Origin of the sequence: Sphingomonas sp. ID1715 (assembly GCF_013044515.1) — a bacterium.
GTDB lineage: Bacteria > Pseudomonadota > Alphaproteobacteria > Sphingomonadales > Sphingomonadaceae > Sphingomonas_B.
Genome location: NZ_JABEPR010000004.1, coordinates 208,964 through 234,075 on the forward strand (window position 1 = coordinate 208,964; position 25,112 = coordinate 234,075).

Here is a 25,112-nt window from a genome sequence, read left to right on the forward strand (position 1 = left end):
GCTGGTGAATGTGCCGGTGCGATCCAGGATTGGGTTGCCACCAGGGAGGTCGATCATGTTCGAAAAGGCCATCAGCACGGTGAGAGCGACGGCGCTGTTTCGTGAGCGCTACGACAACTTTATCGGCGGCCGCTCGGTAGCCCCTCTGGCGGGCGCTTTTTTTACCGATCGCAGCCCGATCAACGGTCAGGCCATCACCGAGTTTGCAAAGTCCGGGCCGGAAGATGTCGAACTGGCGCTGGACGCGGCTCATCGGGCCACAACCGGATGGGGGCGCATTTCTCCAGCCGAGCGGGCGCGGCTTCTCAATCGCATCGCTGACCGAATCGAGGACGATCTCGAGCTGTTTGCGCTTGCCGAGACGATCGACAACGGCAAGCCGATTCGGGAAACCCGCGCCGCGGACATTCCGCTCGCCATCGATCATTTCCGCTATTTCGCCGGTTGTGTGCGCGCCGAAGAAGGCTCGATCTCCACCATCGACGAGAAGACGATCGGATATCACTTCCGCGAGCCGCTCGGGGTCGTCGGCCAGATCATTCCCTGGAATTTTCCTCTGCTGATGGCGGCTTGGAAGATCGCACCGGCCCTGGCAGCAGGGAATTGCACGGTGATCAAGCCGGCCTCGCAGACGCCGCTGACGCTTATGCTGTTAGCGGAGCTGACCGCTGACATTTTGCCGCCCGGCGTTCTGAATGTCGTCACCGGACCCGGCAACACGGTCGGGCAGGCGATTGCCGCCAATCCTCGGATCGCAAAGGTCTCGTTCACTGGCGAGACCACGACTGGCCGACAGATCATGCATTCCGCATCCGAGCACCTGATCCCCCAGACGATGGAACTTGGCGGCAAGTCCGCCAATATTTTTCTGGCCGATGTGATGGACGAGGATGATCGCTTCCTCGACAAGGCCCTTGAGGGCTTCGCCTTGTTCGCATTCAACAAGGGCGAGGTCTGCACTTGCCCGTCACGAGCCCTGGTTCATGAATCCATCTATGACCGCTTCATGGAGCGTGCGCTTGCCCGTGTAGCGGCGATCCGTCAGGGCGACCCCCTCGATCCCGCGATCCAAATCGGGCCACAGGCATCGGAGGGTCAGCTTCGCAAGATTTTGGGCTATATCGACATCGGCCGGAGCGAGGGCGCGCGTTGCCTGATCGGCGGCAACAGGGCGTTTCCCGGAGGCGAGCTCGACGCTGGCTATTTCGTCCAGCCGACGGTGTTCGCCGGTGACAACCGGATGCGCATCTTCCAGGAAGAGATTTTCGGGCCGGTGCTGTCGGTCACGTCATTCAAGACCGTCGACGAGGCGATCGCGATCGCGAACGATTCGCCCTATGGGCTGGGCGGCGGCGTCTGGTCGCGTAATGGCAACAACGCTTATCGGGTCGGCCGTTCGATCCAGGCCGGTCGTGTATGGACGAACTGCTATCACGTGTATCCGGCGCATGCTGCCTTTGGCGGGTATAAGGCGTCAGGCTTCGGACGCGAGAACCACAGGATGATGCTGGATCACTACCAGCAGACCAAGAACCTGCTCGTTTCCTACGACGAAGCGGCCATGGGCCTGTTCTGACAGCTGCGCCGAGGGAGAAGAGTCATGCAACAAATGATGAAGGCGGCTGTCGTGCGCGCATTCGGCGAGCCGCTCGCGATCGAGGAGGTGCCGGTTCCGAACGTTGGGCCGGGCCAAATTCTCGTCAAGATCGCGGCTGCCGGCGTGTGCCACACCGACCTGCACGCGGCTGAGGGCGACTGGCCGATCAAGCCGAACCCGCCCTTCATTCCGGGCCATGAGGGGGCTGGTCATGTCGTTGCCGTGGGAAGCGGCGTGACGCATGTGAAGGAAGGCGATCGGGTTGGAGTGCCCTGGCTCTACAGTGCCTGCGGCCATTGCGTGCACTGCCTCGGCGGCTGGGAGACACTCTGCGAGACTCAGCAGAATACCGGCTATTCGGTCAACGGCAGTTTCGCCGAATATGTCCTGGCCGATCCGAACTATGTCGGTCATCTCCCGCAGAATGTCGGGTTTGCGGATGTCGCACCGATCCTTTGCGCTGGCGTGACTGTGTACAAGGGTCTCAAGATGACCGAGGCGAAGCCGGGCGATTGGGTTGGTATCTCCGGTATTGGCGGCCTTGGCCATATGGCCGTCCAGTATGCAAAGGCGATGGGGCTGAATGTTGCTGCGGTGGATATCGACGATGAAAAACTCGAACTCGCCCGGCGGCTTGGTGCCACGCTGACCGTCAATGCGAACCACCAGGATCCGATTTCCGTGTTCAAGAAGGAAATCGGCGGCGCCAACGGCATCCTGGTGACTGCCGTTTCGCCCAAGGCGTTCAGCCAGGCGCTCGGGCTGGTCCGGCGGGGTGGCACGGTCGCCTTGAACGGATTGCCGCCAGGCGATTTCCCGCTTTCAATCTTTGACACTGTCCTGAACGGCATAACCGTCCGTGGATCCATCGTCGGAACAAGACTTGACCTGCAGGAAGCGCTTGCGTTCGCCGGTGAAGGCAAAGTTCAAGCAACGATCGCAACGGACGCACTCGAGAATGTCAACGACGTCTTGGCACGCATGCGTCGCGGTAAAATTGAGGGCAGGATCGTTCTGGAAATCGAGTGAGCCGAAGATGAGCCGACCGCCCTCGGGCGCGTCGGCCCGTTTCCTTTCTCTACTGCTTCAATAATTGCATGCAGCGCTCGTGAGAAACATTCATGGAATTAGGTCCCATGCCTCTCTGTTGTGAATGATCATGAGCGCTTCCTAGCCCCATGTCCTGCTCCATCCGCTGACATTCGGCGCGCTCGCGTGCGACAGTTTCCGCATTGTTCGACGTCGCGCACCCGGCCAGCAACGAGGCGGCGGAGGCAAGGCAAATAGTCAATCCACGCATGACACACTTCCTTTCGGTTCATGTGTCCACTCTGCGAGAGTTGATGTTCTGTTTGTCGGACTTTGCCTAGTCGCGCCGCTCGCGTCAACACGGCTGCTGAGCGGCATGCGGACGATTGCGTAAGGCTTCATGGTGCTATTTGGTCGAACAGTGCGGCCGGACGCCGCGACGAGGGAGGAGAACATGCCAACATTGATGAGCCTCGGTGGTGCCGGGACAGTGACCGGTTCAAGGCATCTTCTCCAGATCGGGGACACTCGCATCCTCGTAGATTGCGGGCTGTTCCAAGGCTTCAAGGATCTGCGCGAGCGCAACTGGGCGCCCTTGGGAGTGCCCGTGCAAACGATCGATGCAGTGATTCTGACGCACGCGCACCTCGACCACTCGGGTTATCTTCCACGCCTGGTCAAAGAGGGGTTTCGCGGCGCGATCTACGCTACCTCGGGTACGGTCGATTTAGCGAAGCTGATCCTGCTCGACAGTGCGCATCTGCAGGAAAAGGACGCCGAGTTCGCAAACCGGCACGGCTACAGCGCGCACAAGCCTGCGCTCCCTTTGTACGACACGAAGGATGTCGAAGAAACATTCGGCTTGTTCGAGGAAGTGCCGCTGCATGTGCCGGTTTCGCTGCCGGGCGGCGCACGGTTGAGCTTCTATGGTGCGGGCCATATCATTGGCGCGGCGTCCGCGAGGCTCGAGTGGGCTGACGGCTCAGTGCTCTTCTCTGGAGATCTCGGTCGCTACAATGACCTGGTCATGAAGCCGCCCGAGGCGCCTCGCACTGCCGATTATGTTGTGATCGAGAGCACTTACGGCGATCGCATCCACGACGCCACCGACCCGCTTCAAGCGCTTGGCGATGTGATCGAGCGAACTGTCAAGCGCGGCGGGACGGTGGTCATTCCGGCATTTGCGGTCGGACGCGCGCAGTCGCTCCTCTATTGCCTGTGGCGGCTGAAGGAAGCGGGGCGACTGGGGCTGGTGCCGATCTACGTCGATAGCCCGATGGCGACCAACGCGACCAACATCATGTGCAAGCATCCGGAGGATCACAGGCTGGACGAGCAGAGCTGCCGCGCATCGTGCGGGGTCGCCACTTATGTCCGGGATGTCGAAGCCTCGAAGGAGCTGACGGCAGCCCGATATCCGAAGGTCATCATCTCCGCGAGCGGCATGGCGACGGGAGGCCGTGTGCTGCACCACCTGAAAGCCTTCGGCGGAAGCTCCAGAAACACAATTCTTCTTTCAGGGTTTCAGGCCGCGGGCACGCGCGGCCGGCTGCTGCTGGACGGCGCACGAGAGTTGAAAATCCATGGCGACTGGGTGCCGATACGTGCGGAGGTCGTGGATTTGCCGGCCCTGTCCGCTCATGGTGATGCTGCCGATCTGACGAGTTGGCTGAGCGCCTTGCCGGAACCGCCGAAGCGAGTGTTTGTGGTTCACGGGGAGCCCGCCGCCTCTGCCGCCTTCGCATCGCGTATCGAACAGCAGCTTGGGTGGCGATCGCACGTCCTGAACATGTTCGAAGAAGTGCTGCTGGACCAAAACATTCCGCGAGTTCAGACAGCTGCGGAATGAGCGCGCGACAAGACGGTCTGATGCAGCCCTGCGCAATAACCGCTGTCACGCGCGCTTGAGGACCGGCAGGCCAGGTGGATGGAAGGGCTGAGTTGGCTTGCGTCAGAGGCTGCTGCAGAATTCGAGGTTATAGTCATTGATCAACGGTTTGGAATCTGAGGCGAGCTGCACTCGGGCAGCCTGCTAAATGACCGTATCTCCTTCGCCGGCTCCAGCGGGCTCTCGTGTCCGCGAACACGCCACCTTCGCTCTGATGTTGCTGGCGGTTGCACTGGTCACGTCAGCTCACACAGCTGCCATGCCGTTCCTGCCTGAGTTCGCGGCGCGCTCGGCGCCCGGCGCGGGGACTGCTGGACATGTGGACCATGTCGCGGGGCTAACGGCCGCATTTCCGGCTGCGGCCCTTCTGACGGCTCCGTTATGGGGGTGGCTTTCAGACAAGGCTGGCGAACGGCGGTTGCTGATGACCAGCGTGGGCGCCTTTGGCCTGACGGCCTTGCTGTTCGGAAATGGAGGGCTGAGCGGTCTCTATTTCGTTCGCTTTGCTTTGGGCATCTTCTTTGCCGGCGTTACGACGATCGCGTTCGCCGTGACGGCTCGGGCGGCGCGCGATTGCGTCGAGCGCGCGCGCCGGTTCGCCTGGTTGACAGCATCGATGTTCGCCGGCGATCTCGCGGGGCCAGTTCTCGGCGAGAGTTCACGGCTGCTCGGCGCCAGCTCCCCGCTCGCGATCGCTGCCATCCTGACGGTGCCGATACTGATCGGGATCGGCAAAGTTGCGTTCCCGATTGCTTTCCGGCTGCAGCCTCAGGCCGTTGAAGGCCCCATGTCTGCAAGAACAGGGAGCCTGATCCTTTTGTTCGCGGTCGCCCTGGTCGGCGGAGCGGGACTGGCGACCTTGCACGTCCTGCTTCTGCTCTCTGAACAGCCCGGAGGGCTCACGCGTCAAATCGTATCATGGACACTGAGCGCTTGCGGGGCTGGCATGCTCGCGGCTCAGCTTGCCTATTCCAGGGGTAAGCGCCTGTCCCGAAATGCCCACAGTCTGATCCTGCCTACGCTCATGGTGTTTTTGAGCTCGCTTGCCGCGGCAGCCTATGTCAGGACGACCCTTCCGCTATCGCTATCTGTCTTTGCGGCTGGTGCGACCGCTGCGGCTCTCAGGCTGGTGACCAGCTACCTGGCGTCGCGCATCGATCGCCGCAGGATCGGCTTCTGGCTCGGCGTGAACCAGTCGGCGACGAGCCTTGGCCAGACGATTGCGCCGCTTGCCATTGCCGGACTGGGTGTCTCGGGCAAAGGGGTCATGCTGTTGCTTCTTGCCGCCGTCTCCTTGCCGCTCACACTTATGAGCACTGCGGAAAGCCGCGCACAAGCGCAGTCTTAGTGTGACAGGATACCCCGCGACAACGCGAAAAGTTGATCGAAATCAATCCAAGATCAGAAAGGCGGCCAGCTCTTTCCCCACTAGGAACATTACTTAGTCGTTTTTAGCGCCGAAACGGCTAGGTTCGGAGGGAGAGGAGATTCGATATGGCCTCAATACTAGCTGAAGACGTCAACCGGTCCGATCGGCTCGGCGTCGTGCGAGTGACTGCAACGGGCGCCACCGTGGCCCCGCTCTTTTTCATCCTCTGCTGGCTGGGAAGCCTCATCCCGGGGTTTGGGGGGACCCACAGATATCTTGAGCTGTTCACAAATGCTGACCCGTCGACGGCGCTAGCGTTGATTGAAGGGCTCTGCTGGTCGCTCGCATTCGGCGCGGTGACGGGCTTCCTGATCAGCATCGTCTACAACGCATTTGGCAGCCTGGATCGTGCCTAAGAATGGGTCGCCGATCTCGTGCCAAGTCGAGCGCATGTGGTGAGTCTTGATGCGATGTCCGGCGGCAAAGACCGGGACCACCTACTTGACTCGCCGGGCCGCCTTCGGCGCGGTAGCGAACCACATTCGCCCCTCAAGGGCGAAGCCGTGGCCTCTGTGTCGCGTCGCCGATTGATCATCGACGAATTGTCGTGGACAAAATCCGTACCTGCGCAAGAATATCAGGCGGGGCCGGCATGAGCGCCACCGCGCTGGGCCGCGTCGCCAACGACCGGCGCCTCAAGGCTCGCCGCCTCGGCATCGAGAGTCAGCACGAGGCGCTCGTGCTGATGCACCGCGATTGCCCGGTTTGTCGGTCAGAGGGGTTCTCCGCTCGCTCTCGCGTTGAGCTGCGCGCCGGCGACAGGTCGGCACTGGCCACTCTGTATCAGGTAACGAGCGATATTGTGGCCCCGAACGAGGCCGGCCTGTCAGAAGCGGCCTGGCGCTCGCTGGGCATTTCAGAGGGCGCCATGATCGCGGTGCATCACCCGCAACCTCTCAGCTCGCTCGGTGCGGTTCGCTCAAAGCTCTACGGCCACTGCCTCAGCCTGGATCAACTGCGTACAATCATCGGCGATGTGGTCGAGGAGCGCTATTCCGATGTCGAATTGGCGACGTTCATCTCAGCGTTCGCCGCGCAACCGTTCAGCGTACACGAAGCCACGGCGCTCACGCGGGCAATGCTCGAGGCCGGAGAACAGCTGGCTTGGCCGTCGCAGCTGGTGTTGGATAAGCATTGCGTTGGCGGTTTGCCAGCCAATCGGACGACCCCAATCGTTGTGGCGATCGTCGCGGCCGCAGGGCTAATGATCCCCAAGACTTCCTCGCGCGCGATCACTTCCCCCGCCGGCACAGCCGATACAATGGAGACGATGGCCCCTGTCGAGCTGGACCTTGGCGCGATGCGGTCGGTGGTGGAGCGGGAAGGCGGCTGTCTCGTCTGGGGCGGCAGCGTTCGTCTCAGCCCCGCTGATGATATCATCATTCGCGTGGAACGGGCCATTGATGTCGACGCAGAAGCGCAGCTGATTGCTTCGGTACTTTCTAAGAAGCTTGCTGCGGGCTCCACGCATGTCCTGCTCGACCTTCCGTTCGGGCCCACGGCCAAGGTTCGCAGCCTGCAGGAGGGCACCCGGTTGAGCTCAAATTTGTCGGCAGTTGCCCGCGAATTCGGCCTTATCGTCAAACCAATTCTCACAGACGGCAGCCAACCCGTGGGCAATGGCATTGGTCCCTCGCTCGAGGGGCGCGACGTGCTGGCAGTTCTTCGGAACGAAGTGTGGGCCCCACAAGACCTCCGCAGCCGCGCGGTAACACTCGCCGGCGCGCTGCTGGAGATGGGCGGGGCTGCATCGATCGGAGGGGGAGAGGAAAGGGCCTCCGCCTTGTTGGCCGATGGGCGCGCGCTGGCCAAGTTCATGGCGATTTGCACCGCCCAGGGTGGTTTTCGGGAGCCCCAAACAGCAGGCTATACTCAAGTCGTGCACGCCTCGCACGACGGTGAGGTGAGGAACCTCGACAATCGGCTAATGGCCAAGGTCGCCAAGCTGGCAGGTGCCCCGCAGGCTAAGGCGGCCGGGCTCGATCTGCACGTGAAGCTCGGGCAACGCGTCGTGCGCGACCAGCCGCTTTTCACGATACACGGGGAAACGGAAGGCGAAATCGCCTATGCGCGCACCTTTGCGGACGCAAGTTCGGATATGCTTTCGGTGGCGCGGCTATGAGTCCCCTTCTCTTTTCGATGGGCTCCAGCAGCGGCCTCGCTGAGCGCCTTGCCCAGGCGTGCGCCTTGGAATTGGGCGAGCTGATTCAGCGGCCGTTTCCCGACCAAGAGAGCTATTTGCGGCTCATGACCGCTGTTGCCGGACGCGACGTGGCCTTCTTCAGCCCGCTCGACCGGCCCGACGCGAAGACATTGCCGCTCCTCCTTTTAGCTGCGGCTGCGCGCGAGCAGGGAGCTCGAAGTGTCGGGCTCGTAGCACCCTATCTCGGCTATATGCGACAGGACCGCGCGTTCAACCCCGGCGAAGCCGTGACCTCCGTCAGCTACGCAGCCCTGCTATCCAGAGCGTTCGACTGGCTGGTGACCGTCGACCCGCATCTTCATCGTCATGCAAGCCTTGCCGCCATCTACACGATTCCGAGCGCAGTCGCGTCGGCTGCCCAGCCTGTCGCCGATTGGGTCAGGCGCGAGGTGGATAATCCGATCCTGATTGGTCCTGACGAGGAAAGCGCACAATGGGTTGAGCACATCGCAAGTCTCGCCGGCGCCCGGTCTACGGTACTGCGCAAGACCCGCCGCGGCGACTATGATGTGAGCATAGACGGTGCGCCACTACAGCAGAATTCCGGCGCGACGCCCGTCATTGTCGACGACATCGTGTCGAGCGGCCGCACGATGATAGAGGCAGCGCGTCTGGTGCGCCACGCGGGGTGGCGGCCACCCATCTGCATTGCTGTGCATGCCCTCTTCGCCGGCGATGCCTATCAGGCCCTCCAATCAGCGGGCTCGGCACGTATAATCAGCACAAACACGATCACCCATCCAAGCAACACCATAGACGTTTCGCGACCCCTGGCCGATGCGGTCGCACAGTTCGTGGGGGAGGCGCGGGGCCCATCCGAGCTTATCGGGGTCACGCCGGAGTTGCGGCAGGGCAAACAGCGCTCGCAGAGCTGAGGACCACGCGTCGTGCGATCTTCGATCAATGCCCACCATAGGCCAGCTTCGATCGATCGGGCGGCGCTGGTCACCTCCGGATGGCAAGCTGCCATCCACTCCCTGATCGAACTTGCGATGGACTTCGTGCCCGATCGTCGCCCACACATCCTAAGCTTCCGCACTATTTCGGTATTGGCGGCCCGCTCGCGGCGCTGGATTCGATGCGCCGGCGATTGCACGTCGAGGCCTGTCCTGGCGGTTGATGAGCAGACGCGGGAACATGGGAGCGCTTATCCAGCGTTCGTGTGCTTATAATCGGCTCCAGGCATCGACCCCCTGGGATCGCGCCTTGCGCAAGTCACTGAAGAAGGACGGTATCGGTGGACCATTCCCAAATCCAAGGGGCGCAGGCCCATCACCCCGGCCATACGGAAGGGGAGTTGGCCGGTGCCGTCAAAGACCCCGTGTGCGGCATGACGGTCGACGCGGCCACCACCCCGCATCGCTTCGAAATCGGTGGCACCGCCTATCACTTTTGCAGCGAGGCTTGTCTCTCGAAATTCGCCGCCGATCCGGATCGCTACCTGAACCCCGCCGAAGCTGATCCGGCGGTCTCGACGCCGGCGCTGGGGGCATTGGCCGAGCCGGCGCAGGGGACCGTCTGGACCTGCCCGATGCACCCGCAGATTCGGCGTCCCGGGCCGGGCAGTTGTCCGATCTGCGGGATGGCGCTCGAGCCGGCGGATCCGACGCTGGAGGAAGGCCCCAATCCCGAACTGATCGATATGACGCGAAGGTTCTGGATCGGTGCCGTGCTGTCGATCCCGCTGGTCGCCTTGGCCATGGGCGGCGAGCTTTTCGACTGGCATCCGCTGCCGATGCGCGCCTCGGTCCTTATCCAGCTGGTATTGGCCACTCCAGTCGTGCTGTGGGGCGGATGGCCGTTCTTCGAGCGCGGATGGGCCTCGCTCAAGAACCGCAACCTCAACATGTTCACGCTGATCAGTCTCGGCGTCGGGGTGGCCTATGCCTACAGCCTGGTCGCGACGATTGCGCCGAATCTGTTTCCCGCATCGTTCCGGACGATGGGCGGGCAAGTGCCTGTCTATTTCGAGGCTGCCGCCGTCATCGTCACATTAGTCTTGCTCGGCCAGGTGCTAGAGCTGCGCGCCCGCTCGGCCACAGGCAAGGCTATACGCGCCCTGCTCGGGCTCGCGCCGAAGACGGCCCGTGTGGTCAGGAGCGATGGCCGGGAGGAGGATATTCCGCTCGAGCACGTCCAGATCGGCGACACACTCCGTGTCCGCCCGGGCGAGAAAGTTCCGGTCGACGGCGTTGTCCTTGAGGGTCGCTCCTCGGTCGATGAGTCGATGATCAGCGGCGAGCCGGTGCCGGTGGAGAAGACGTCCGGCGACGATGTGACCGGGGCAACCGTCAACGGCACGGGCGGCCTGCTCATTCGTGCGGAGCGGGTCGGCCAGGACACGATGTTGTCGCAGATCGTGCGGATGGTGGCCGAGGCCCAGCGCTCGCGCGCGCCGATTCAGAGCATGGCCGACAAGGTTTCGGCCTGGTTCGTGCCCGGCGTCGTGCTGGTTGCGATCCTCGCCTTTGTGGTTTGGTCGATCTGGGGCCCCGAGCCCGCGATGAGCTTCGCTCTGGTGAACGCGGTGGCCGTGCTCATCATCGCCTGCCCGTGTGCGCTCGGCCTTGCGACGCCCATGTCGATCATGGTCGGCACTGGCAGGGGAGCGACGGCAGGCGTGCTGGTGAAGAACGCGGAAGCCTTGGAGCTGATGGAGAAGATCGACACGCTCGTGGTCGACAAGACCGGGACGCTTACAGTCGGCAAGCCGAAGCTTGTCGCGGTCGTGACCGCGAAAGGCCTGGTCGAAGAAGAGGTGCTGCGGCTTGCCGCCGCGCTGGAGAAGGGGAGCGAGCACCCGCTGGCCGAAGCGATCGTGGGTGGCGCCGAAGAGCGCGGGCTCGACCTGCCGGACAGTGCAGACTTTGCCTCGCATACCGGAAAAGGGGTGTCGGGGACGATCGATGGTCGAGCAGTGGCGCTGGGCAACAAGGCGCTGATGGATGAGATGGGCGTCGATTTTTCGTCCCTGGCCGGCAAGGCGGACCAGCGGCGGGCCGATGGCCAGGGCGTCATGTTCGTGGCGATCGACGGAGAGCTTGCGGGGTTCATTGCCGTGGCGGACCCGATCAAGGAAAGCGCGGCGAAAGCGATCGCCGCTCTGCGCAGGGACGGCGTCCATGTGGTCATGCTGACCGGGGATAACCGGCGAACTGCCGACGCCGTTGCGAAGCTGATCGGCGGGATCGACGAAGTTATCGCCGATGTTCTTCCCGAGAAGAAGCAGCTGGTCGTGCAGGAGCTCCGGGCAAAGGGGCGTCGCGTTGGAATGGCGGGCGACGGCATCAACGATGCTCCGGCCCTTGCCGCCGCCGATGTGGGGATCGCGATGGGCACGGGCACGGACGTCGCGATGGAAAGCGCCGCGGTCACGCTGGTCCGGGGCGATCTGGCCGGCATTGTGCGCGCACGCCATCTGAGCCGCGCCGTCATGCGCAACATTCGCGAGAATCTCTTCTTCTCGTTCGTGTTCAATGCCGCCGGCGTGCCGATCGCGGCGGGCGTGTTCTATCCGGTGTTCGGGCTCCTCCTCAGCCCGATCATCGCCGGCGCGGCAATGGCCTTCAGCTCGGTTGCGGTCATCGGCAATTCGCTGCGATTGAACGCGGTGAAGCTCTGAGGAGCGGAAGCGCTATAGAGGCCGACGCCGCGCGGCTCTGATCTTCGAACCGGCAGCCAGAGCACTGATCACGCGACCACGTTCGGGCCGGCGGAGACACGCAGCAGGCGAGAGGGCCCCGGGCGAGAGGTCATTGGCAGGGGCTCTGACGGTGGAAGGCATCAGCACATGCCGCGGGACTTTTCGGCCTGGCGGCGACAGCCATGGGTCGCGGCGCGCATCGGTGACGGGCTTCCGCGCCTTGGGGATGGGGCAAGGCTCGGAATAGGGGGAATGCACCGTCCTCCATACGCTTTTTCGCGCTTTTCGGAGCCATCCCTGCACCTGGGTCTCGGCTGTTGGGTGGGGCTATTTCCGCGCCAGGATTGCCTTCATCTGGTTGATTTCGTCCCGCTGTGAGCGGATGATCTCGCCACAGAGTGCCTTGACTTCCGGGTCACTGATCGATGCCTTGCTGCACATCAGGATCGCGCCGGAATGATGTGGAATCATCGAGCGTAGAAAGGCGCGATCCCCGATCGTAGTCTGGGTGCGGATCAGTGCGAAAGAGCCGACGAAGACGACCAACGATGCAGCGATCAGAGCATTGTTGATGGCTCTGGACGGGAACATGTGACGCATTGCCAGCACCATCAGCAGAACCATCGGCGCGACCATCATTAGCGTCATGTAGAACATGTTGAGATTATTGTAGAAGCTGCCGAGACTATCGATCATGACGAACATGACGAGGTACATGACGATGCCGCTCACGACCGTCTGTACAGCCAGGCTTGCATAGGCATTCTTCATCATCAACTATCTCCCTTGACGCCCCGGCCCGATCACCTTTGAGGCAGGGACCTGCCTCATTCCGTCCCGTGCCCGTGCTTCGCCCCGGACAGGTCCCGCATCATCTCGTCGTGATCATCCGGGGCGCTTTCGACCAGGCGTTCATACTCGGCAGGCGACAGGCCCGGCAGCTTGCGCACGAAAGCCACCATGTCCCAGATCAGCGGATCCGGATGCGTTTTTCCCCATGCCGGCATGGCACTCATCTTGATCCCGTGCTTGATGATCCAGAACTGCTCGGACGGGTTGAGGTCCTGCTGCTTCGCGAGTTCCGGCGCCTGCGGATAGAGGCCCTGGCTCAACTCGCTTCTCTCTACGCCCGGGCCGAGATGACATCCTGAACACATTTCGGCGTAAAGACCGGCCCCCGTCGCAATGCGGGCAGGCGCTTCGAGGTCGGCAGGAGGGGCGATGTCGCGCGCGCGAGCGGCTTTTGAACGATCGCGAAGCTTCTCGATGATCGCATAGACCGCTTGCGTGTGCGGGGCATCGGCAGCGATGTTGTAGACGCCCAACCAAACGAAGGCGGCAGCGGCCGCACTCAGGCAGGCGGTCAGCACGACCACGAACAGCACGCTCGGCAGATGGTCGCGCAGTGCCTTGGGTTTGCCTCGATCCACGCTTCCCCTCCGTCAGTCCGTTGGTCAGTCTACCCAAAACAGTTGCGCCCGCTTTGTGTCCGTTGATCGATCAGAACCAGGCCCTGAGGCCGATCACAAAGCTGGTTGCGTGGACATCCTCACCGCTAGCGCGCGCGAAGCGGGCGGTGTCGCCGGTTTTCCGCAAATAGGAAACGCCGATATAGGGCGCGATTTCGCGTCTGATTTCGTAGCGAAGCCGGAGGCCGAACTCGGCGTCCACAAGTCCCGAGCCGGTGCCCGTCTCGGGAATGTCCTGCGCGGCGAAATTGAGCTCTGCCCGCGGTTGCAGGACGAGTCGCTGAGTGATCCGCTGGTCGTAATAGCCCTCAGTTCGCGCGAGCACGTCACCTTTGTTCGAAAGGAACAAAGCGCCTTCCACCTCGAAAAAACCTGGTGCGAGACCTTCGATGCCGACGGTCGCATAGGTGCGCTTCGGCCCTCGTCCGAAATCCTGCCGGATGCCCGCCTGAAGATTGAAATAAGGGTCGATCGCGCGGCTATAGAGCGCCTGAACATCCGCTGTGTCGAGGCCGCGCCGCAGCTCACCTTCTCCTTCGCTCTTCAACCAGAGCCGGTTGATGTCACCGCCCCACCAGGCCTCGCCGTCCCAGCGATAGCCATCGCGTCCGCTATGGATCTGGTATTCGGCGATGTTGAGCAGCACTTGCGAGAAGGTCTGCCCGCCGTGCTGGGCGAGGTGGTGGCGCGCTTCCATCATCTGCTGCGGCCCAAAGACACGGTCTGCGGCATGATCGGCCGGAACCGGCGGGGCCGGCGCATTGCCGGCCGGAAGGGCAGTCCCGGTTTGCTGCACCCCCTGCATTTCCATCCCCGACATGGACTGCATGTCGTGGCCGCTATGAGCGTCGGCAGGCATTTGCATCCCTGGCATCGGCTGCGCGCTCTGCTCTCCCTGAGCCGGCGCGGCCATGCCCGGCATGGTCGAGTGGTCCATCCCCGGCATGGAAGAATGATCCATTCCTTCCATCGCGCCATGATCCATCCCCTCCATTGGAGCTGTAGCCCCTTTCGCCGGCGCAGCCCCCGTCTGGGACGATCGCGGCATCGTCGCCCGCGTTCGCGCCTTGGATGGCGGTTTCGGCTTTCCGGCGGACTTGGCCGCGGGCTTCTTCTTGGCGGCCGGCGCGGGCATGTTCATCCCCGGCATGTTCATGCCATGCATCGAATGATCCTGCGCCCCGGCCGGGGCGCCGAAAGTGAGCAGGGCGGTGGCGGCGATGGCCGCATGAGTCGGCTTCATGCCGCGTCTCCCTCGAGCGGCCGCACTGTTACGACACGCATCATCCCGGCGGTCATGTGGTACAGGTTGTGGCAGTGGAACGCCCAATCCCCGGGTGCGTCCGCCGTCAGGTCGAAAGTCACCTTGCCGCCTGGGGCAACGTTGACGGTATGCTTCCTCGGGGCGTGATCGCCATGCCCCGTCACGAGCTCAAAGAAATGCCCATGGAGGTGGATCGGGTGGGGCATCATCGTGTCGTTGATGAGGTTCACCCGCACCCGCTCGCCGTTGTGGAACGGGATCGGCTCGGCAGGATCGCTGAGCTTCACTCCGTCGAAAGACCACATATAGCGTTCCATGTTGCCGGTCAGGTGGATGTCCAGTGAGCGGCTCGGCGCGCGTACGTCCGGATTTGGGGTGAGCGCGATCAGGTCGCGGTAGGTGAGGACGCGGTGGTCGACGCTTTCCAGGCCTTGGGGGCGTTCGCCTGTGCGGTCCGTGGGCATCGGCGAGATGGTCTGCACGCCAGGCCCCATCTTCACCTGCGGCGCGTTCTTGGGATTGCGCATGGACATATCCATTCCGCCCATGCTCTCCTGGCCCATCCCGGCCATCTGGCCGTGGTCCATGCCTGCCATGCCTCTCCCGCTCATCTGGCTATGGTCCATCCCAGCCATCTGGCTGTGGTCCATTCCGCCCATGCCGGACATCGCCGCGCCGCCGTTGGCAGGCGCAGTCATCGCCGCCGCGCCGCCGGTCCAGCCAGTCGCCTGGGCAAGCACCGCCGAGCGGTTCTGCTCGGCCGTGGGATCGAGGCCGCGCATATCGACGGGGTTCTTCATGTCCATGCCGCCCATGTCGCCCATTCCCATATCCTTCATGGTGGCGACGGGCCGGGGGCGGAGCGGCGGCACCGGCGCGCTCATCCCCGGGCGCGGCGCGAGTGTGGCGCGCGCCAGCCCCGAGCGGTCGATCGCTTCGCCAACCAGTGTGTAGGCGCGGTCCCCGGGCTTGACGATCACGTCGTAGGTTTCCGCCACCGCGATCTGGAACTCGTCGGTCGTGACAGGCTGCACATTCTGCCCGTCTGCCTGAACGATCGTCATCGGCAGGCCGGGGATCCGGACGTTGAAGTTGGTCTGCGCCGCTGCGTTGATGAAGCGGAGCCGCACGCGCTCGCCAGGGGTGAACAGCGCGGTCCAGTTGTCGACGGGGCCGAACCCATTGATGATGTAGGTGTAGGTGGAGCCCGTCACATCGGAAAGGTCGGTGGGGTCCATCCGCATCTTGCCCCAATCCAAGCGCTCCTTCAGCGTCTGGTCACGCCCGGCAAGAAGCCCGGCGAGCGTCTGGCGCTGGTAGTTGAAATAGCCCGCCTCCTGCTTGAGCTTCCGAAAGATCGTCTCGCCGTGCATCGGGCTGTGATCCGCGAGCACGATCACGTGCTCCCGGTCGTAGGCGACGGGGTCGGGGCCGGCGGGGTCGATGACGATCGGGCCGTAGAGGCCTTCCTGCTCCTGCGCGCCCGAATGGCTATGATACCAGTACGTTCCCGACTGGATGATCGGGAACTCATAGACAAAGGTGGATTTGGCCTTAATGCCGGGAAAGCTGATCCCGGGCACGCCGTCCATCGGGAAGGGCACCAACAGGCCATGCCAATGGATGGAGCTCTCGACGTCGAGCGCATTCGACACCGCCAGCCGCACCTTCTGCCCCTCCTTCAGGCGGAGAAGCGGGGCAGGCACGGTGCCGTTCACGCCGATCGCGGGAGTGCGCTTCCCATCGACAATCAGCGGGAAGCTGTCGATCGTCAGCGCGATATCGCTGCCGCTGAGGGTCGGAAGTGGCTTGACTATACCGCCGGATACAGGTTGCGCCCAGGCGGGAAGGGACGCCGAAAGCGCGAGACCGCCGCCGGCGAGGGCAGCCCCTCGCAGGAGCTGGCGTCGATCGATAGTCTGGGTCATGGAACTCCTGGTGCTCACGAAATGAGGCAATGCTCTATGGTGGGATACGTGCCGCTCGACGCTATCCCTCATTTCTATTCAGTTTTTCGCGCGACCGCGACCGCACCGGCACAAGCAAATCTTTGCCGCTTCGCTCTCACCTGACGGATGAATCGAAGCAGCGGCGCACTTGTCGTTAGTGACTCGCCGCGGCCGAGTAGGAGAGAAAATTTCATCTTGGACCCTTTCCTTACTCGAGCGCGCGTGCGTCGGGGAGCGCTACGGCCGAGGGATCAAGCCTCATTCACCGATGCGCGCTATGAAGCCATTCCCTCGGCTTTTGTTCACGCGATTTTTGCGGTGACCGAATAGCCTGCGCCTTCGATGGCTTGGCGCAGTTGGCTCGCGTCGACGCCGGAATCGATCGAGACGGCACCCGCCGACAAATCCACCCTGGTCTCGGCACCCGGATCGACCCGCCGAACGGCTTCCGCAATTGTTCGTACGCAATGCCCGCAGCTCATGCCCTGCACGCTGAACTCAACCATGACCGATCTCCAACAGTGAGATGCGGCAAATGGGGTTTAACACAATGTCAGGGTCAAGACCGGAGGTGCGCGAACTTGCCGACCTTGACCTTAACATCATGTCAATCCCCATATCCGGGACCGACTCAGAATGAGGAGGTGTTCCGATGGTCGCCAATCCTGCGTTGCTTGCCGCGACTCACGAGGACGACGCGCGATCAAGTCTCGAGCTCCCGATCGAGGGGATGAGCTGTGCCTCGTGCGTCGGCCGGATCGAACAGGCAATTGGCAAGCTGCCGGGCGTAGAGGACGTGTCCGTCAATCTCGCCACTGAACGCGCGCGCATCGCTTTCGCTTCGGGCCAGGTCGTGCCCGAAGCGGTGGTCAACGCAGTGCGCGACGCCGGCTACACGCCCGTGTTCGGATCGGTCGACCTTCTGATCGATGGCATGACCTGCGCTTCATGCGTGGGCCGAGTCGAACGCGCCCTGACGGCAGTCCCCGGTGTTGTCGAAGCCTCCGTCAACCTCGCAACCGAGAGCGCGCAGGTCAAAACGGTCGGAGCAATCACGCCGGAGACGTTGATCGCAGCGGCCGAGAAGGCTGGCTATGGTGCGCGCATTCGGCCTGACAGCATCCAGGGGACGGAGCCTGAGGAGACGCGCCGTAGCGCAACCGCCAGACGCGAGCAGGCCCATGTCGTCGCGGCCGCCTTATTGTCGTTTCCGCTGATCCTTCCGATGCTGCTGGCGCCCTTTGGCACCACGATCATGCTGCCGGGATGGGCGCAGCTTCTGCTCGCCACGCCTATACAGTTCTGGCTCGGCGCACGCTTCTATCGCGCCGGCTGGAAAGCGTTGCGCGCCCGGACGGGCAACATGGACCTGCTTGTCGCGCTCGGCACGTCCGCCGCCTACGGGCTTAGCCTCTATCAGCTGCTCGCCGCGCCCGCGCATCCGACCCACTATTATTTCGAGGCGTCGGCCGTCGTCATCACGCTCGTGCTGCTCGGCAAATGGCTCGAAGGTCGCGCGAAACGCCAGACTGGGGCGGCGATCCGCGCGTTGATGGCACTTCGGCCCGAGCGTGCGCGCCTCGTCTCATCTCCGGGCAAGGAGCGGGACGTGCCGGTCGAGGCCGTCCAGATCGGCGACATCGTTCGGGTTCGGCCGGGCGAGCGCGTGCCGGTCGACGGGCGGCTGGTCCAGGGCGAAACCGCAGTCGACGAGTCGATGGTGACGGGCGAGAGCATGCCGGTCGCCAAGGCCGAAGGCGACCAACTCACCGGCGGTTCGATCAACGGGGATGGATCTGTGCTGGTCGAGACGACCGCGGTCGGCGCGGAGACCGTGCTCGCGCGCATCGTCCGCCTGGTTGAGAGCGCACAGGGGGCCAAGGCACCGATTCAGCGTCTCGTCGACAGGGTCAGCGCGGTGTCCGTGCCAGTGGTCCTTGCGATTGCCATGTTGACCTTGGTCGGATGGTTGCTGGCGGGCGCGAGTGTGGAGGCGGCAATCTTGAACGCGGTGGCGGTCATGGTGATCGCCTGTCCTTGCGCACTCGGCCTTGCCACGCCTACTGCGATCATGGCGGGTACCGGCGTGGCGGCGCGGGCAGGGGTGCTCATCAAGGACGCCGAAGCGCTCGAGACCGCGCACCGGATCAAGACCGTCGTCTTCGACAAGACCGGTACGTTGACCCAAGGCAAGCCGTCCCTGGTGGCTGCCGCCGGGGTCGAGGGCATTGCCGAGCAGGAGCTCCTTGAGCGGGCGGCAGCGCTGCAGACTGGCAGCGAGCATCCGCTGGCCCGTGCCGTGCTGGCAGCGGGGGAGAATGTGGGCATTGCCGTGCCGCGGGCCCGCTCGATCCGCGCGCTGCCAGGCCGCGGGGTAAGCGCCACTGTCGGCGATGAGAGCCTGCTCCTAGGGAGTGGGCGCCTGATGAAGGAAGAAGATATCGACACCGGGTCCCTCCGTGCCCGGGCGGAGAAGCTCGAAGGAGATGGCCGCACGATTTCCTGGATCGCCGAGATCGAGCCGCGCCGACGGTTGCTCGGCCTGCTGGCGTTCGGCGACGAAGTGAAGCCAGGTGCGATCACGGCCGTTGGCGCACTCCATGAGCGCGGCATTCGCACGGTGATGCTCACCGGCGACAATCAGGGCAGCGCTGCTGCGGCCGCCGCCATCCTCGGAATCGACGAGGTCGTCGCAAACGTTCTTCCCGAAGGTAAGGCGGAGGCTGTGACGAGGCTTGCGCGGACAAACGCACCTGTGGCGATGGTGGGAGACGGCATCAACGACGCACCAGCGCTCGCCGCGGCGGATATCGGTATTGCGATGGCGACCGGCACCGATGTCGCCCTGCACGCCGCCGGGATCACGTTGATGCGCGGCGACCCGCGCCTCGTCACCGACGCGATCGACATTTCGCGCCGGACGTACGCCAAGATCCGGCAGGGCCTGTTCTGGGCCTTCATCTACAATGTCGTCGGCATTCCGCTGGCAGCCCTCGGGCTCCTGAGTCCTGTCATCGCCGGCGGTGCGATGGCGCTTTCGAGCGTCAGCGTGGTGACGAACGCGCTGCTGCTGCGGCGTTGGCGACCGACGGCTTCGGAAAGAAACGTGCAATGAACATCGGCCAGGCATCCCACGCATCCGGCGTCAGCCAACGCATGATCCGCCACTATGAAACGATCGGCCTCATTCCCAAGGCGCCAAGACGGGCGTCCGGCTATCGCGATTATGACGAGCGCGACGTTCACACGCTTCGGTTCATTCGCCGTGCGCGCGATCTCGGCTTCCCGATCGAGGAGATCGGCAAGCTTCTGGCCTTGTGGCGGGACCGCAGCCGCGCGAGCGCCGACGTCAAGGCGCTGGCGAGCGCCCGCGCCCAAGAGCTCGAGCGAAAGGAGCGGGAATTGCGCGCAATGCGGCGTTCGCTTGAGCAGCTTGCGGCCGCCTGTCACGGTGACACCAGGCCCGATTGCCCGATCCTCGAGGATCTCGGGCGCGCCGACGACGGCTAATCGTCGTCAGGGGTTTGGCGGTCGGCGCGCGGAGCTGTGCATGCTGATGATCTTCCAGCGCCCGCTTTCCTTGCGCAGCACGCTTGACGCAGCGCCAAGCCGCTCCGCCGGCGAGCCGGTCTTAGGCTCAATGCGGTACCGGTAGGTCTCCGTTGCGAGAGCTACCGGTCCTTCAAATCGCACCGAAACCTTGTAATCGGAAAAGACGAACGACTTGAACTCGCCGATCTCCGGCGTGAGATGGTGGGCGAGATAGTTCGCGTAGGTGCCTTCGAGGCTTGCCGACTCCACGATCTCGGAATCGGCCGCGAACAGATCCGCGGTGTCGCGGAGATCAAGTCGCTCAATTGCTTGCTGATAGCGCGCGAGCACTGCTTCGACGGCGTTCGCGTCCTCGACCCTTGAGCTTTGCGGCGCAGGCGCGGCGAGCAGAGGTGCGGACGTGCAAAGCGCTATGACAATGATTACGGCAGGTTTCATCGTCAGTTACCCCCTTTGCGGTTACGGGGCTGCGGCTTTTGCGGCTACAAGCACCCCAGCGATGATACGCATTTCCGGGAGGTCTCCCTCAAAGAGTGCCGGATCGGCTCGCCTCGAACTGGCGATGGAGTCGCGTATGAGGGCTGGAACTTGTTCGTGCGTATCTGATGGGAAGAGGGCAAATATTGATGGATGATCTTGACCTGATGCTCGCGCGTCTGGCCAGCGCGCCTGTTCCCGCGGAGCTTGCGAGGATCGACGCGGTGGTCCTCGAACGGATCACGGCGCGCCCGGCGCCGATGTTCGGCTATGCAGCTCTCGCCGGCGCGGCCTTTCTTGCTCTGTTGACGGGCGTCGCAGGCGGCATGTGGCCAGGAAGTCCGCAGCACGCGCCCGAAACCTTGACACCCTTTGGCCCGTCGTCGCCATTGGCGCCGTCGACCTTACTCGCGAGCAACCAGTGACCCGGACACGCGGAGTACTGCTAATCGCGATCGTCGCGTTTCTTGCCGCGGTTGCCGGCGTGCTCCTCGCCCGCGCGGTCTCGGTCGGGCAGTCGGAATCGCACAATGCCCTTCACGAGTTGCTCCATGAGCAACTCGATCTCGATGCGAAGCAGCATGGCCAGATCGAAGGACTGGAAGCGGCCTTTGCCGTCCGCCGGCATGCGCTCGAGCTTGAGCTGCGGGCCGACAATGCGCGCCTTGCCGAAGCAATCGAAGCGGAGCACGGCTACGGCCCCCGGGTCACCGCGGCCGTGGATCGGTCCCACCGGGACATGGGGGAGCTTCAGAAGGAAACGCTTGCACATATTTTCGCGATGCGCGCGGTGCTCAGGCCCGACCAGGCCAAAAAATTCGACCACGCCGTCGTCGAGGCACTGACCGCCGAAGCGAAGTGAGCCTCGTCCTCACTGGATGCTCGGACGGCGAGCTGGCGGCGCTTGCGCTTGCTGGCCGCCAAAGCGCCTTCACCGAAATCATGCGCCGACATCGCGAGACCATCTATCGCTTGGCGCGGAGCCATGTTGGCGACCCTGATGCGGCGATCGAGCTGGTCCAGGAGACGTTCGTCGCGGCCTTTCGCGCTCTCGACCGCTACGATCAGGCGCGCCCGCTTCGCGCATGGCTGTCGCGGATTGCGATCAACAAGTGCCGCGATTGGGCGCGGCGACGCGCGGTCCGGCGGCTGCTTATGCCCGCGGCATCCTCCGACGACTATACCGAGGTGCCGGATCCTGCTCCCGCCATCGACGCGGCCGCCGCCGACCGTCAGGAGCTCGCGCGGCTCCAGGCGGCCATCGCGGCCCTCCCGCGCCAGCTCCGGGAGCCGCTGATCTTGCGAACGGTCGAAGGCCTCAGTCAAGCTGAAACGGCGGAGATTCTTCGGATCAGCGAAAAGGCGGTGGAAACACGTCTCTATCGCGCGCGTTCCAAGCTCGCTTCGCTCAGGGGCGAAGCAAGCTGAACCGCATGTCGCGCGGTGGCGCGGCTTATGAGAAGGAACAAGGTCATGATGAAGACCGGGATTGTCGTTGCTGCCGTGGTCGCATGTCTTGGCGCCCCGCTTTTTGCACAGAGCGGTGGTCATAAAGGCATGAGCGGGATGCAGCCCGGAATGATGCAGCACGGCATGATGATGAAGAACACGCCGGCTAATCCCTATGCCGAAGCCGAAATGCGCATGAGCCACAAGATGATGGAAGCGGTCGGGTCAGACGCGACCGAGACCTGGGTTCGCAAGATGATCGAACATCATCGCGGCGCAATCGAGATGTCCAAGATCCTGGTGGCGAAGAGCAGCGACGCTCAGGCCAAGGCGCAGGCGCAGAAGGCGACAGCTGAGCAGGAGCGTGGGATCGCCGAGCTTCAGGATTGGCTCAAGCAGCACGGCAAGCGACCGCAGTGACGGCGAAATCGGGCGTCCCGGCGCCCGTTCTCGTCCCTCAGCTATCCGACGGCGGACGGCGGCATCAACATGCCCAGCCACGCGACAAGGCCCAGAATTGCGACGCCGAGACTGGCCTCGACGACGAGACTCTTGCGCAGCCGTCGAAGCGCCTGGGTCTGGTCGCCTCTGCGCAGCGCCTCTTCCAGCGCCGGCGTGATCCTGAACCTGTTGAGCGCCGCCAGAGCCAGCATTCCGATAAACAGGAGCAGCTTGATCGCGAGCAACTGGAGGTAGAGGTTCGTGCCGATCGTGGCGAGCCCGCTGAGCCCGACCAGCACCCAGCTGTTGACCAGTCCGGTCACGATCAGGAGCGCAACGGCAATCGAGCCGACTGCGGCGAAGCGCGCCAGCGCCCGGTGAAGATACTCCGCTTGGTCCCGTGACATCGACCGGTGCGCGCGCACCAGTAGAGTTCCCAGCGCGAAGATCGCTGCAATCCATGCGCCCGCTGCCAGGAGGTGGAAAATATCGGCCGAGACATGGACGATGCCGGTCAGGCCTTCGTCCATCGCACCGTGACCCGTCCAGGCGAGCGTCGCCAGCGCGACGCCGCCCAGCAAGGTCAAGAGACCAGCGCTAGGACCGCGCATCGGATGAGAAAGCGCAACAACGATGATGAATAGCCCCAGCGCAGCGATGCGCACCAGCCACGCCCAGCCAATGCTTGTCTCGCGAACGAGCATGGCCGCCGCGCTCCAGTCGACCTCGAGGAGCGGCACGCCCGACATTGATGCGGTGAGCGCCGCAAGCGCCAGAGCGGACAGCAACAGTCCCACAAGCGCGGCGCCCGCGTAAAGGGCGCGCAGCGTGTGCAGCGCTGCGCGCCTGTGGTCTGCCGGCTGCGGGCTATAGATGCCGAACAGCGGCGCACCGAAGAGGATCATCAGGTCCAGGTAGAGCCCGAACCTGACGATCATGCCGAGCGGGTCGTCCAACGACTACTTGACCTGGAAAGTGTAGCTGCCGTTGACGCGGTGCGTGTCGGCGGAAACGGCGTGCCAGTCGAGCTTGTAGGACCCGGCCGGAAGCGGAGCCTTCAGTGTCGCCACAAGCGTCTTGCCATCAGGGCCGACAGCGACGGCGACGCCGTTCATTTTCATTGGGCCATTCATCTTCATGCCCGGCATGTCGGTCATGACGAGATCGACGCCGGAGAATTGGCCGACCAATTTCTCGCTGAAATGAAGCTCGATCTTGGCCGTCCTCGATACGGTCGCGTTCGCGGCCGGGGTGGCCGACACGAGCTTGGGGTGCGCCTGGGCGGCGGTGCCGGCAACGAACAAAGCCGAGGCGGCCGTCAAGGCAAATGACAGGCGAAGGGAACGCATTGAGATCTCCTGAAAGGGGTAACGTACCTCTATACGCACTACGCGCAGCCATCCCTCATCAAACCGGCAGGGTTCGCAACAACCAAGCGCCGGCGATCATCAAATTGCGCGACGCCTTCTGCTGCAGGAGGTCACGAGCCCTTTTTGAATGCAAAGCGCGAGTCCGGCCGCCGCCTCAAGGCCGGCGAACCCAGGATAAGGAGCAATCGTGCACGGTGGGACGGGAATGGCTTTCAACCGTTACGCAACACACTCGCTGCTCGAAAAATAATTTCATGAAGTTCGAGGGATCGGGGCCGCACGTGCGTATTGGAAGAACCGGCTATGTTCGTAAGGTTGTGACTCAAGTATTTGAAAAATAGTCAAAATATCTATTGACCTGTATATACAACTGATGCTCTTTCTGCCGCCAAATAGGGCATGGGACAGGGAGAGCCGTTGCGATGAAGACGCGAACGATGCTGTTGGGAGCGATGCTGGCAGGGGCCTCGGGCCCGGCGCTTGCTCAATCGGAACCTGCTGCGGATCCGAGCGTCACCGCCGCAGGGGAGGCGCCGGGTGACATCATCGTGACCGGCTCGCGCATCCGGCGGCAGGACCTCGCCGGCGTCGGCCCGGCGACGGTCGTCTCCGCCGAGCAGATCGAGAATACGGGCGTCGTCAATATCGAGACGGTGCTTCAGCGGCTGCCGGCCAATGCGGGATTCGCGGGCAACCAGACCTCGGCCTATTGGACCAACAACGGCTATGGCACGGCACAGGTCAACCTGCGTGGCCTCGGCATCAAGCGGACCCTGGTCTTGCTGAACGGGCGCCGGCTGGTGGCCGGCGGCACAGGCGCCAACTCGTCGCCGGACCTCAACATGATTCCGGTTGTCGCGCTCGCACGAACCGACGTGCTCAAGGACGGCGCCTCCGCGATCTACGGTGCCGACGCGATGGCGGGCGTGGTCAATCTGATCACCAGGACGGAATACGAGGGCCTGGGTGTGAGCACGCGCTACGGCATTACGGAGCGCGGCGATGGCGGCGATTTCACCACGGACCTTATCTGGGGCATCCGCAATGACCGCGGCGGCTTCATGGCGGCCGCGACCTATCAGAAGACCGATCCCGTCAACATGGCCAGCCGGGCGCCGTGTTCGCTCGCCGAAACGACGCCGGGCCAATTGGCCTGCGTGAACAGCGCTTCGACGATCGGCGGCCGCGCGGTGCTGCCCAACGGCCAGCAGATCAACTTCAACCAGGTGCCCGGCGGCAACGGAAACTTCTTCGAGCCCTACAGCCCCGCCAAGCACAATTTCAACTCCAACCGTTCCTGAACGCGGTCAGTCCGGTCGAGCGCCTCAGCACGGCCTTCTTCGCCGACTACG

General features: G+C 63.5%; 24 protein-coding genes. 15 read left to right on the forward strand and 9 right to left on the reverse strand.

Features of this window, described 5'->3' with window-relative positions; all coding sequences use genetic code 11:
- Nucleotides 1-55 precede the first annotated feature (55 nt).
- Complete coding sequence (locus tag HJG53_RS12655; protein WP_171131111.1) at nt 56-1,576, forward strand: aldehyde dehydrogenase family protein; 1,521 nt, start codon at nt 56-58, stop codon at nt 1,574-1,576.
- Nucleotides 1,577-1,600: 24 nt separating this feature from the next.
- On the forward strand, nt 1,601-2,626 hold the full coding sequence (adhP, locus tag HJG53_RS12660) for an alcohol dehydrogenase AdhP (RefSeq protein WP_171131113.1): 1,026 nt from the start codon (nt 1,601-1,603) through the stop codon (nt 2,624-2,626).
- 49 nt (nt 2,627-2,675) lie between these two features.
- Here the strand turns inward: adhP and HJG53_RS12665 are convergent, their stop codons facing one another.
- The gene (locus HJG53_RS12665; RefSeq protein WP_171131115.1) at nt 2,676-2,897 is read right to left on the reverse strand and encodes a hypothetical protein; all 222 of its coding nucleotides are present in this window, start codon (nt 2,895-2,897) and stop codon (nt 2,676-2,678) included.
- Nucleotides 2,898-3,080: 183 nt separating this feature from the next.
- Between HJG53_RS12665 and HJG53_RS12670 the strand changes: the two genes are divergently transcribed.
- The 6 genes from HJG53_RS12670 to HJG53_RS12695 all read left to right on the forward strand — a co-directional run bounded on the left by HJG53_RS12670 (nt 3,081) and on the right by HJG53_RS12695 (nt 11,768).
- A complete protein-coding gene (locus tag HJG53_RS12670) occupies nt 3,081-4,475 on the forward strand; it encodes an MBL fold metallo-hydrolase RNA specificity domain-containing protein (RefSeq protein ID WP_171131117.1) in 1,395 nt (464 codons plus the stop codon).
- 253 nt (nt 4,476-4,728) lie between these two features.
- On the forward strand, nt 4,729-5,862 hold the full coding sequence (locus HJG53_RS12675; protein ID WP_217352816.1) for an MFS transporter: 1,134 nt from the start codon (nt 4,729-4,731) through the stop codon (nt 5,860-5,862).
- A 146-nt stretch (nt 5,863-6,008) separates the two neighbouring features.
- Nucleotides 6,009-6,299: a hypothetical protein gene (locus HJG53_RS12680; protein WP_171131120.1), complete on the forward strand. Its 291-nt coding sequence runs from the start codon at nt 6,009-6,011 to the stop codon at nt 6,297-6,299.
- A gap of 236 nt (nt 6,300-6,535) precedes the next feature.
- Complete coding sequence (locus tag HJG53_RS12685) at nt 6,536-8,065, forward strand: thymidine phosphorylase family protein (protein ID WP_171131122.1); 1,530 nt, start codon at nt 6,536-6,538, stop codon at nt 8,063-8,065.
- Nucleotides 8,062-9,021, forward strand: coding sequence for a ribose-phosphate pyrophosphokinase (locus tag HJG53_RS12690; protein WP_171131124.1), 960 nt, complete (start codon nt 8,062-8,064; stop codon nt 9,019-9,021). The genes HJG53_RS12685 and HJG53_RS12690 overlap by 4 nt, the downstream gene beginning before the upstream one ends.
- Nucleotides 9,022-9,383: 362 nt before the next feature.
- The gene (locus HJG53_RS12695; protein WP_368039577.1) at nt 9,384-11,768 is read left to right on the forward strand and encodes a heavy metal translocating P-type ATPase; all 2,385 of its coding nucleotides are present in this window, start codon (nt 9,384-9,386) and stop codon (nt 11,766-11,768) included.
- A gap of 348 nt (nt 11,769-12,116) precedes the next feature.
- Here the strand turns inward: HJG53_RS12695 and HJG53_RS12700 are convergent, their stop codons facing one another.
- The 5 genes from HJG53_RS12700 to HJG53_RS12720 all read right to left on the reverse strand — a co-directional run bounded on the left by HJG53_RS12700 (nt 12,117) and on the right by HJG53_RS12720 (nt 16,977).
- Complete coding sequence (locus HJG53_RS12700) at nt 12,117-12,563, reverse strand: DUF305 domain-containing protein (protein ID WP_171131126.1); 447 nt, start codon at nt 12,561-12,563, stop codon at nt 12,117-12,119.
- A gap of 53 nt (nt 12,564-12,616) precedes the next feature.
- Nucleotides 12,617-13,174 carry a cytochrome c gene (locus tag HJG53_RS12705; protein WP_368039578.1) on the reverse strand — a complete coding sequence of 186 codons (558 nt, stop codon included), beginning with the start codon at nt 13,172-13,174 and terminating at the stop codon, nt 12,617-12,619.
- A gap of 115 nt (nt 13,175-13,289) precedes the next feature.
- Nucleotides 13,290-14,501: a copper resistance protein B gene (locus HJG53_RS12710; RefSeq protein ID WP_254447734.1), complete on the reverse strand. Its 1,212-nt coding sequence runs from the start codon at nt 14,499-14,501 to the stop codon at nt 13,290-13,292.
- Nucleotides 14,498-16,450 carry a copper resistance system multicopper oxidase gene (locus HJG53_RS12715; RefSeq protein ID WP_171131130.1) on the reverse strand — a complete coding sequence of 651 codons (1,953 nt, stop codon included), beginning with the start codon at nt 16,448-16,450 and terminating at the stop codon, nt 14,498-14,500. The genes HJG53_RS12710 and HJG53_RS12715 overlap by 4 nt, the downstream gene beginning before the upstream one ends.
- A gap of 323 nt (nt 16,451-16,773) precedes the next feature.
- Nucleotides 16,774-16,977: a heavy-metal-associated domain-containing protein gene (locus HJG53_RS12720; RefSeq protein ID WP_171131132.1), complete on the reverse strand. Its 204-nt coding sequence runs from the start codon at nt 16,975-16,977 to the stop codon at nt 16,774-16,776.
- 146 nt (nt 16,978-17,123) lie between these two features.
- Between HJG53_RS12720 and HJG53_RS12725 the strand changes: the two genes are divergently transcribed.
- Together HJG53_RS12725 and cueR are read left to right on the forward strand one after the other, a co-directional pair.
- Nucleotides 17,124-19,586, forward strand: coding sequence for a heavy metal translocating P-type ATPase (locus tag HJG53_RS12725; RefSeq protein WP_171131135.1), 2,463 nt, complete (start codon nt 17,124-17,126; stop codon nt 19,584-19,586).
- Nucleotides 19,583-19,981 carry a Cu(I)-responsive transcriptional regulator gene (gene cueR / locus HJG53_RS12730; protein WP_171131137.1) on the forward strand — a complete coding sequence of 133 codons (399 nt, stop codon included), beginning with the start codon at nt 19,583-19,585 and terminating at the stop codon, nt 19,979-19,981. Before HJG53_RS12725 ends, cueR begins: the two co-directional genes overlap by 4 nt.
- 6 nt (nt 19,982-19,987) lie before the next feature.
- Here the strand turns inward: cueR and HJG53_RS12735 are convergent, their stop codons facing one another.
- Nucleotides 19,988-20,461, reverse strand: coding sequence for an SgcJ/EcaC family oxidoreductase (locus HJG53_RS12735; protein WP_171131139.1), 474 nt, complete (start codon nt 20,459-20,461; stop codon nt 19,988-19,990).
- 206 nt (nt 20,462-20,667) lie between these two features.
- Between HJG53_RS12735 and HJG53_RS12740 the strand changes: the two genes are divergently transcribed.
- The 4 genes from HJG53_RS12740 to HJG53_RS12755 are packed head-to-tail and all read left to right on the forward strand — an operon-like array spanning nt 20,668 to nt 22,369.
- Nucleotides 20,668-20,925: a hypothetical protein gene (locus HJG53_RS12740; protein ID WP_254447735.1), complete on the forward strand. Its 258-nt coding sequence runs from the start codon at nt 20,668-20,670 to the stop codon at nt 20,923-20,925.
- Complete coding sequence (locus HJG53_RS12745; protein ID WP_171131143.1) at nt 20,922-21,362, forward strand: periplasmic heavy metal sensor; 441 nt, start codon at nt 20,922-20,924, stop codon at nt 21,360-21,362. Before HJG53_RS12740 ends, HJG53_RS12745 begins: the two co-directional genes overlap by 4 nt.
- A complete protein-coding gene (locus HJG53_RS12750) occupies nt 21,359-21,928 on the forward strand; it encodes an RNA polymerase sigma factor (RefSeq protein WP_171131145.1) in 570 nt (189 codons plus the stop codon). The genes HJG53_RS12745 and HJG53_RS12750 overlap by 4 nt, the downstream gene beginning before the upstream one ends.
- A gap of 45 nt (nt 21,929-21,973) precedes the next feature.
- Nucleotides 21,974-22,369 (forward strand): DUF305 domain-containing protein, encoded by a 396-nt coding sequence (locus HJG53_RS12755; protein ID WP_171131147.1) that lies wholly within the window; start codon nt 21,974-21,976, stop codon nt 22,367-22,369.
- Between the two features lie 41 nt (nt 22,370-22,410).
- On the opposite strand, the gene copD is transcribed toward HJG53_RS12755, so the two are convergent.
- Nucleotides 22,411-23,328: a copper homeostasis membrane protein CopD gene (gene copD / locus HJG53_RS12760; RefSeq protein ID WP_171131236.1), complete on the reverse strand. Its 918-nt coding sequence runs from the start codon at nt 23,326-23,328 to the stop codon at nt 22,411-22,413.
- A gap of 21 nt (nt 23,329-23,349) precedes the next feature.
- Nucleotides 23,350-23,739 (reverse strand): copper homeostasis periplasmic binding protein CopC, encoded by a 390-nt coding sequence (gene copC, locus HJG53_RS12765; protein WP_171131149.1) that lies wholly within the window; start codon nt 23,737-23,739, stop codon nt 23,350-23,352.
- Between the two features lie 443 nt (nt 23,740-24,182).
- On the opposite strand from copC, the gene HJG53_RS18770 reads away from it, so the two are divergent.
- Nucleotides 24,183-25,061, forward strand: a complete 879-nt coding sequence (locus tag HJG53_RS18770; RefSeq protein WP_254447736.1) for a TonB-dependent siderophore receptor — start codon at nt 24,183-24,185, stop codon at nt 25,059-25,061.
- The last annotated feature ends 51 nt before the right edge of the window (nt 25,062-25,112 follow it).

Coding starts and splice junctions, on each gene's coding strand:
- copC (WP_171131149.1), bottom strand. CDS start 23,739: ATGCGTTCCCTTCGCCTGTCATTTGCCTTGACGGCCGCCTCGGCTTTG.
- HJG53_RS12740 (WP_254447735.1), top strand. CDS start 20,668: ATGCTCGCGCGTCTGGCCAGCGCGCCTGTTCCCGCGGAGCTTGCGAGG.
- adhP (WP_171131113.1), top strand. CDS start 1,601: ATGCAACAAATGATGAAGGCGGCTGTCGTGCGCGCATTCGGCGAGCCG.
- HJG53_RS12685 (WP_171131122.1), top strand. CDS start 6,536: ATGAGCGCCACCGCGCTGGGCCGCGTCGCCAACGACCGGCGCCTCAAG.
- HJG53_RS12690 (WP_171131124.1), top strand. CDS start 8,062: ATGAGTCCCCTTCTCTTTTCGATGGGCTCCAGCAGCGGCCTCGCTGAG.
- copD (WP_171131236.1), bottom strand. CDS start 23,328: ATGATCGTCAGGTTCGGGCTCTACCTGGACCTGATGATCCTCTTCGGT.
- cueR (WP_171131137.1), top strand. CDS start 19,583: ATGAACATCGGCCAGGCATCCCACGCATCCGGCGTCAGCCAACGCATG.
- HJG53_RS12670 (WP_171131117.1), top strand. CDS start 3,081: ATGCCAACATTGATGAGCCTCGGTGGTGCCGGGACAGTGACCGGTTCA.
- HJG53_RS18770 (WP_254447736.1), top strand. CDS start 24,183: ATGAAGACGCGAACGATGCTGTTGGGAGCGATGCTGGCAGGGGCCTCG.
- HJG53_RS12665 (WP_171131115.1), bottom strand. CDS start 2,897: ATGCGTGGATTGACTATTTGCCTTGCCTCCGCCGCCTCGTTGCTGGCC.
- HJG53_RS12710 (WP_254447734.1), bottom strand. CDS start 14,501: ATGAAGCCGACTCATGCGGCCATCGCCGCCACCGCCCTGCTCACTTTC.
- HJG53_RS12755 (WP_171131147.1), top strand. CDS start 21,974: ATGATGAAGACCGGGATTGTCGTTGCTGCCGTGGTCGCATGTCTTGGC.
- HJG53_RS12735 (WP_171131139.1), bottom strand. CDS start 20,461: ATGAAACCTGCCGTAATCATTGTCATAGCGCTTTGCACGTCCGCACCT.
- HJG53_RS12675 (WP_217352816.1), top strand. CDS start 4,729: ATGTTGCTGGCGGTTGCACTGGTCACGTCAGCTCACACAGCTGCCATG.
- HJG53_RS12725 (WP_171131135.1), top strand. CDS start 17,124: ATGGTCGCCAATCCTGCGTTGCTTGCCGCGACTCACGAGGACGACGCG.
- HJG53_RS12715 (WP_171131130.1), bottom strand. CDS start 16,450: ATGACCCAGACTATCGATCGACGCCAGCTCCTGCGAGGGGCTGCCCTC.
- HJG53_RS12680 (WP_171131120.1), top strand. CDS start 6,009: ATGGCCTCAATACTAGCTGAAGACGTCAACCGGTCCGATCGGCTCGGC.
- HJG53_RS12720 (WP_171131132.1), bottom strand. CDS start 16,977: ATGGTTGAGTTCAGCGTGCAGGGCATGAGCTGCGGGCATTGCGTACGA.
- HJG53_RS12700 (WP_171131126.1), bottom strand. CDS start 12,563: ATGATGAAGAATGCCTATGCAAGCCTGGCTGTACAGACGGTCGTGAGC.
- HJG53_RS12655 (WP_171131111.1), top strand. CDS start 56: ATGTTCGAAAAGGCCATCAGCACGGTGAGAGCGACGGCGCTGTTTCGT.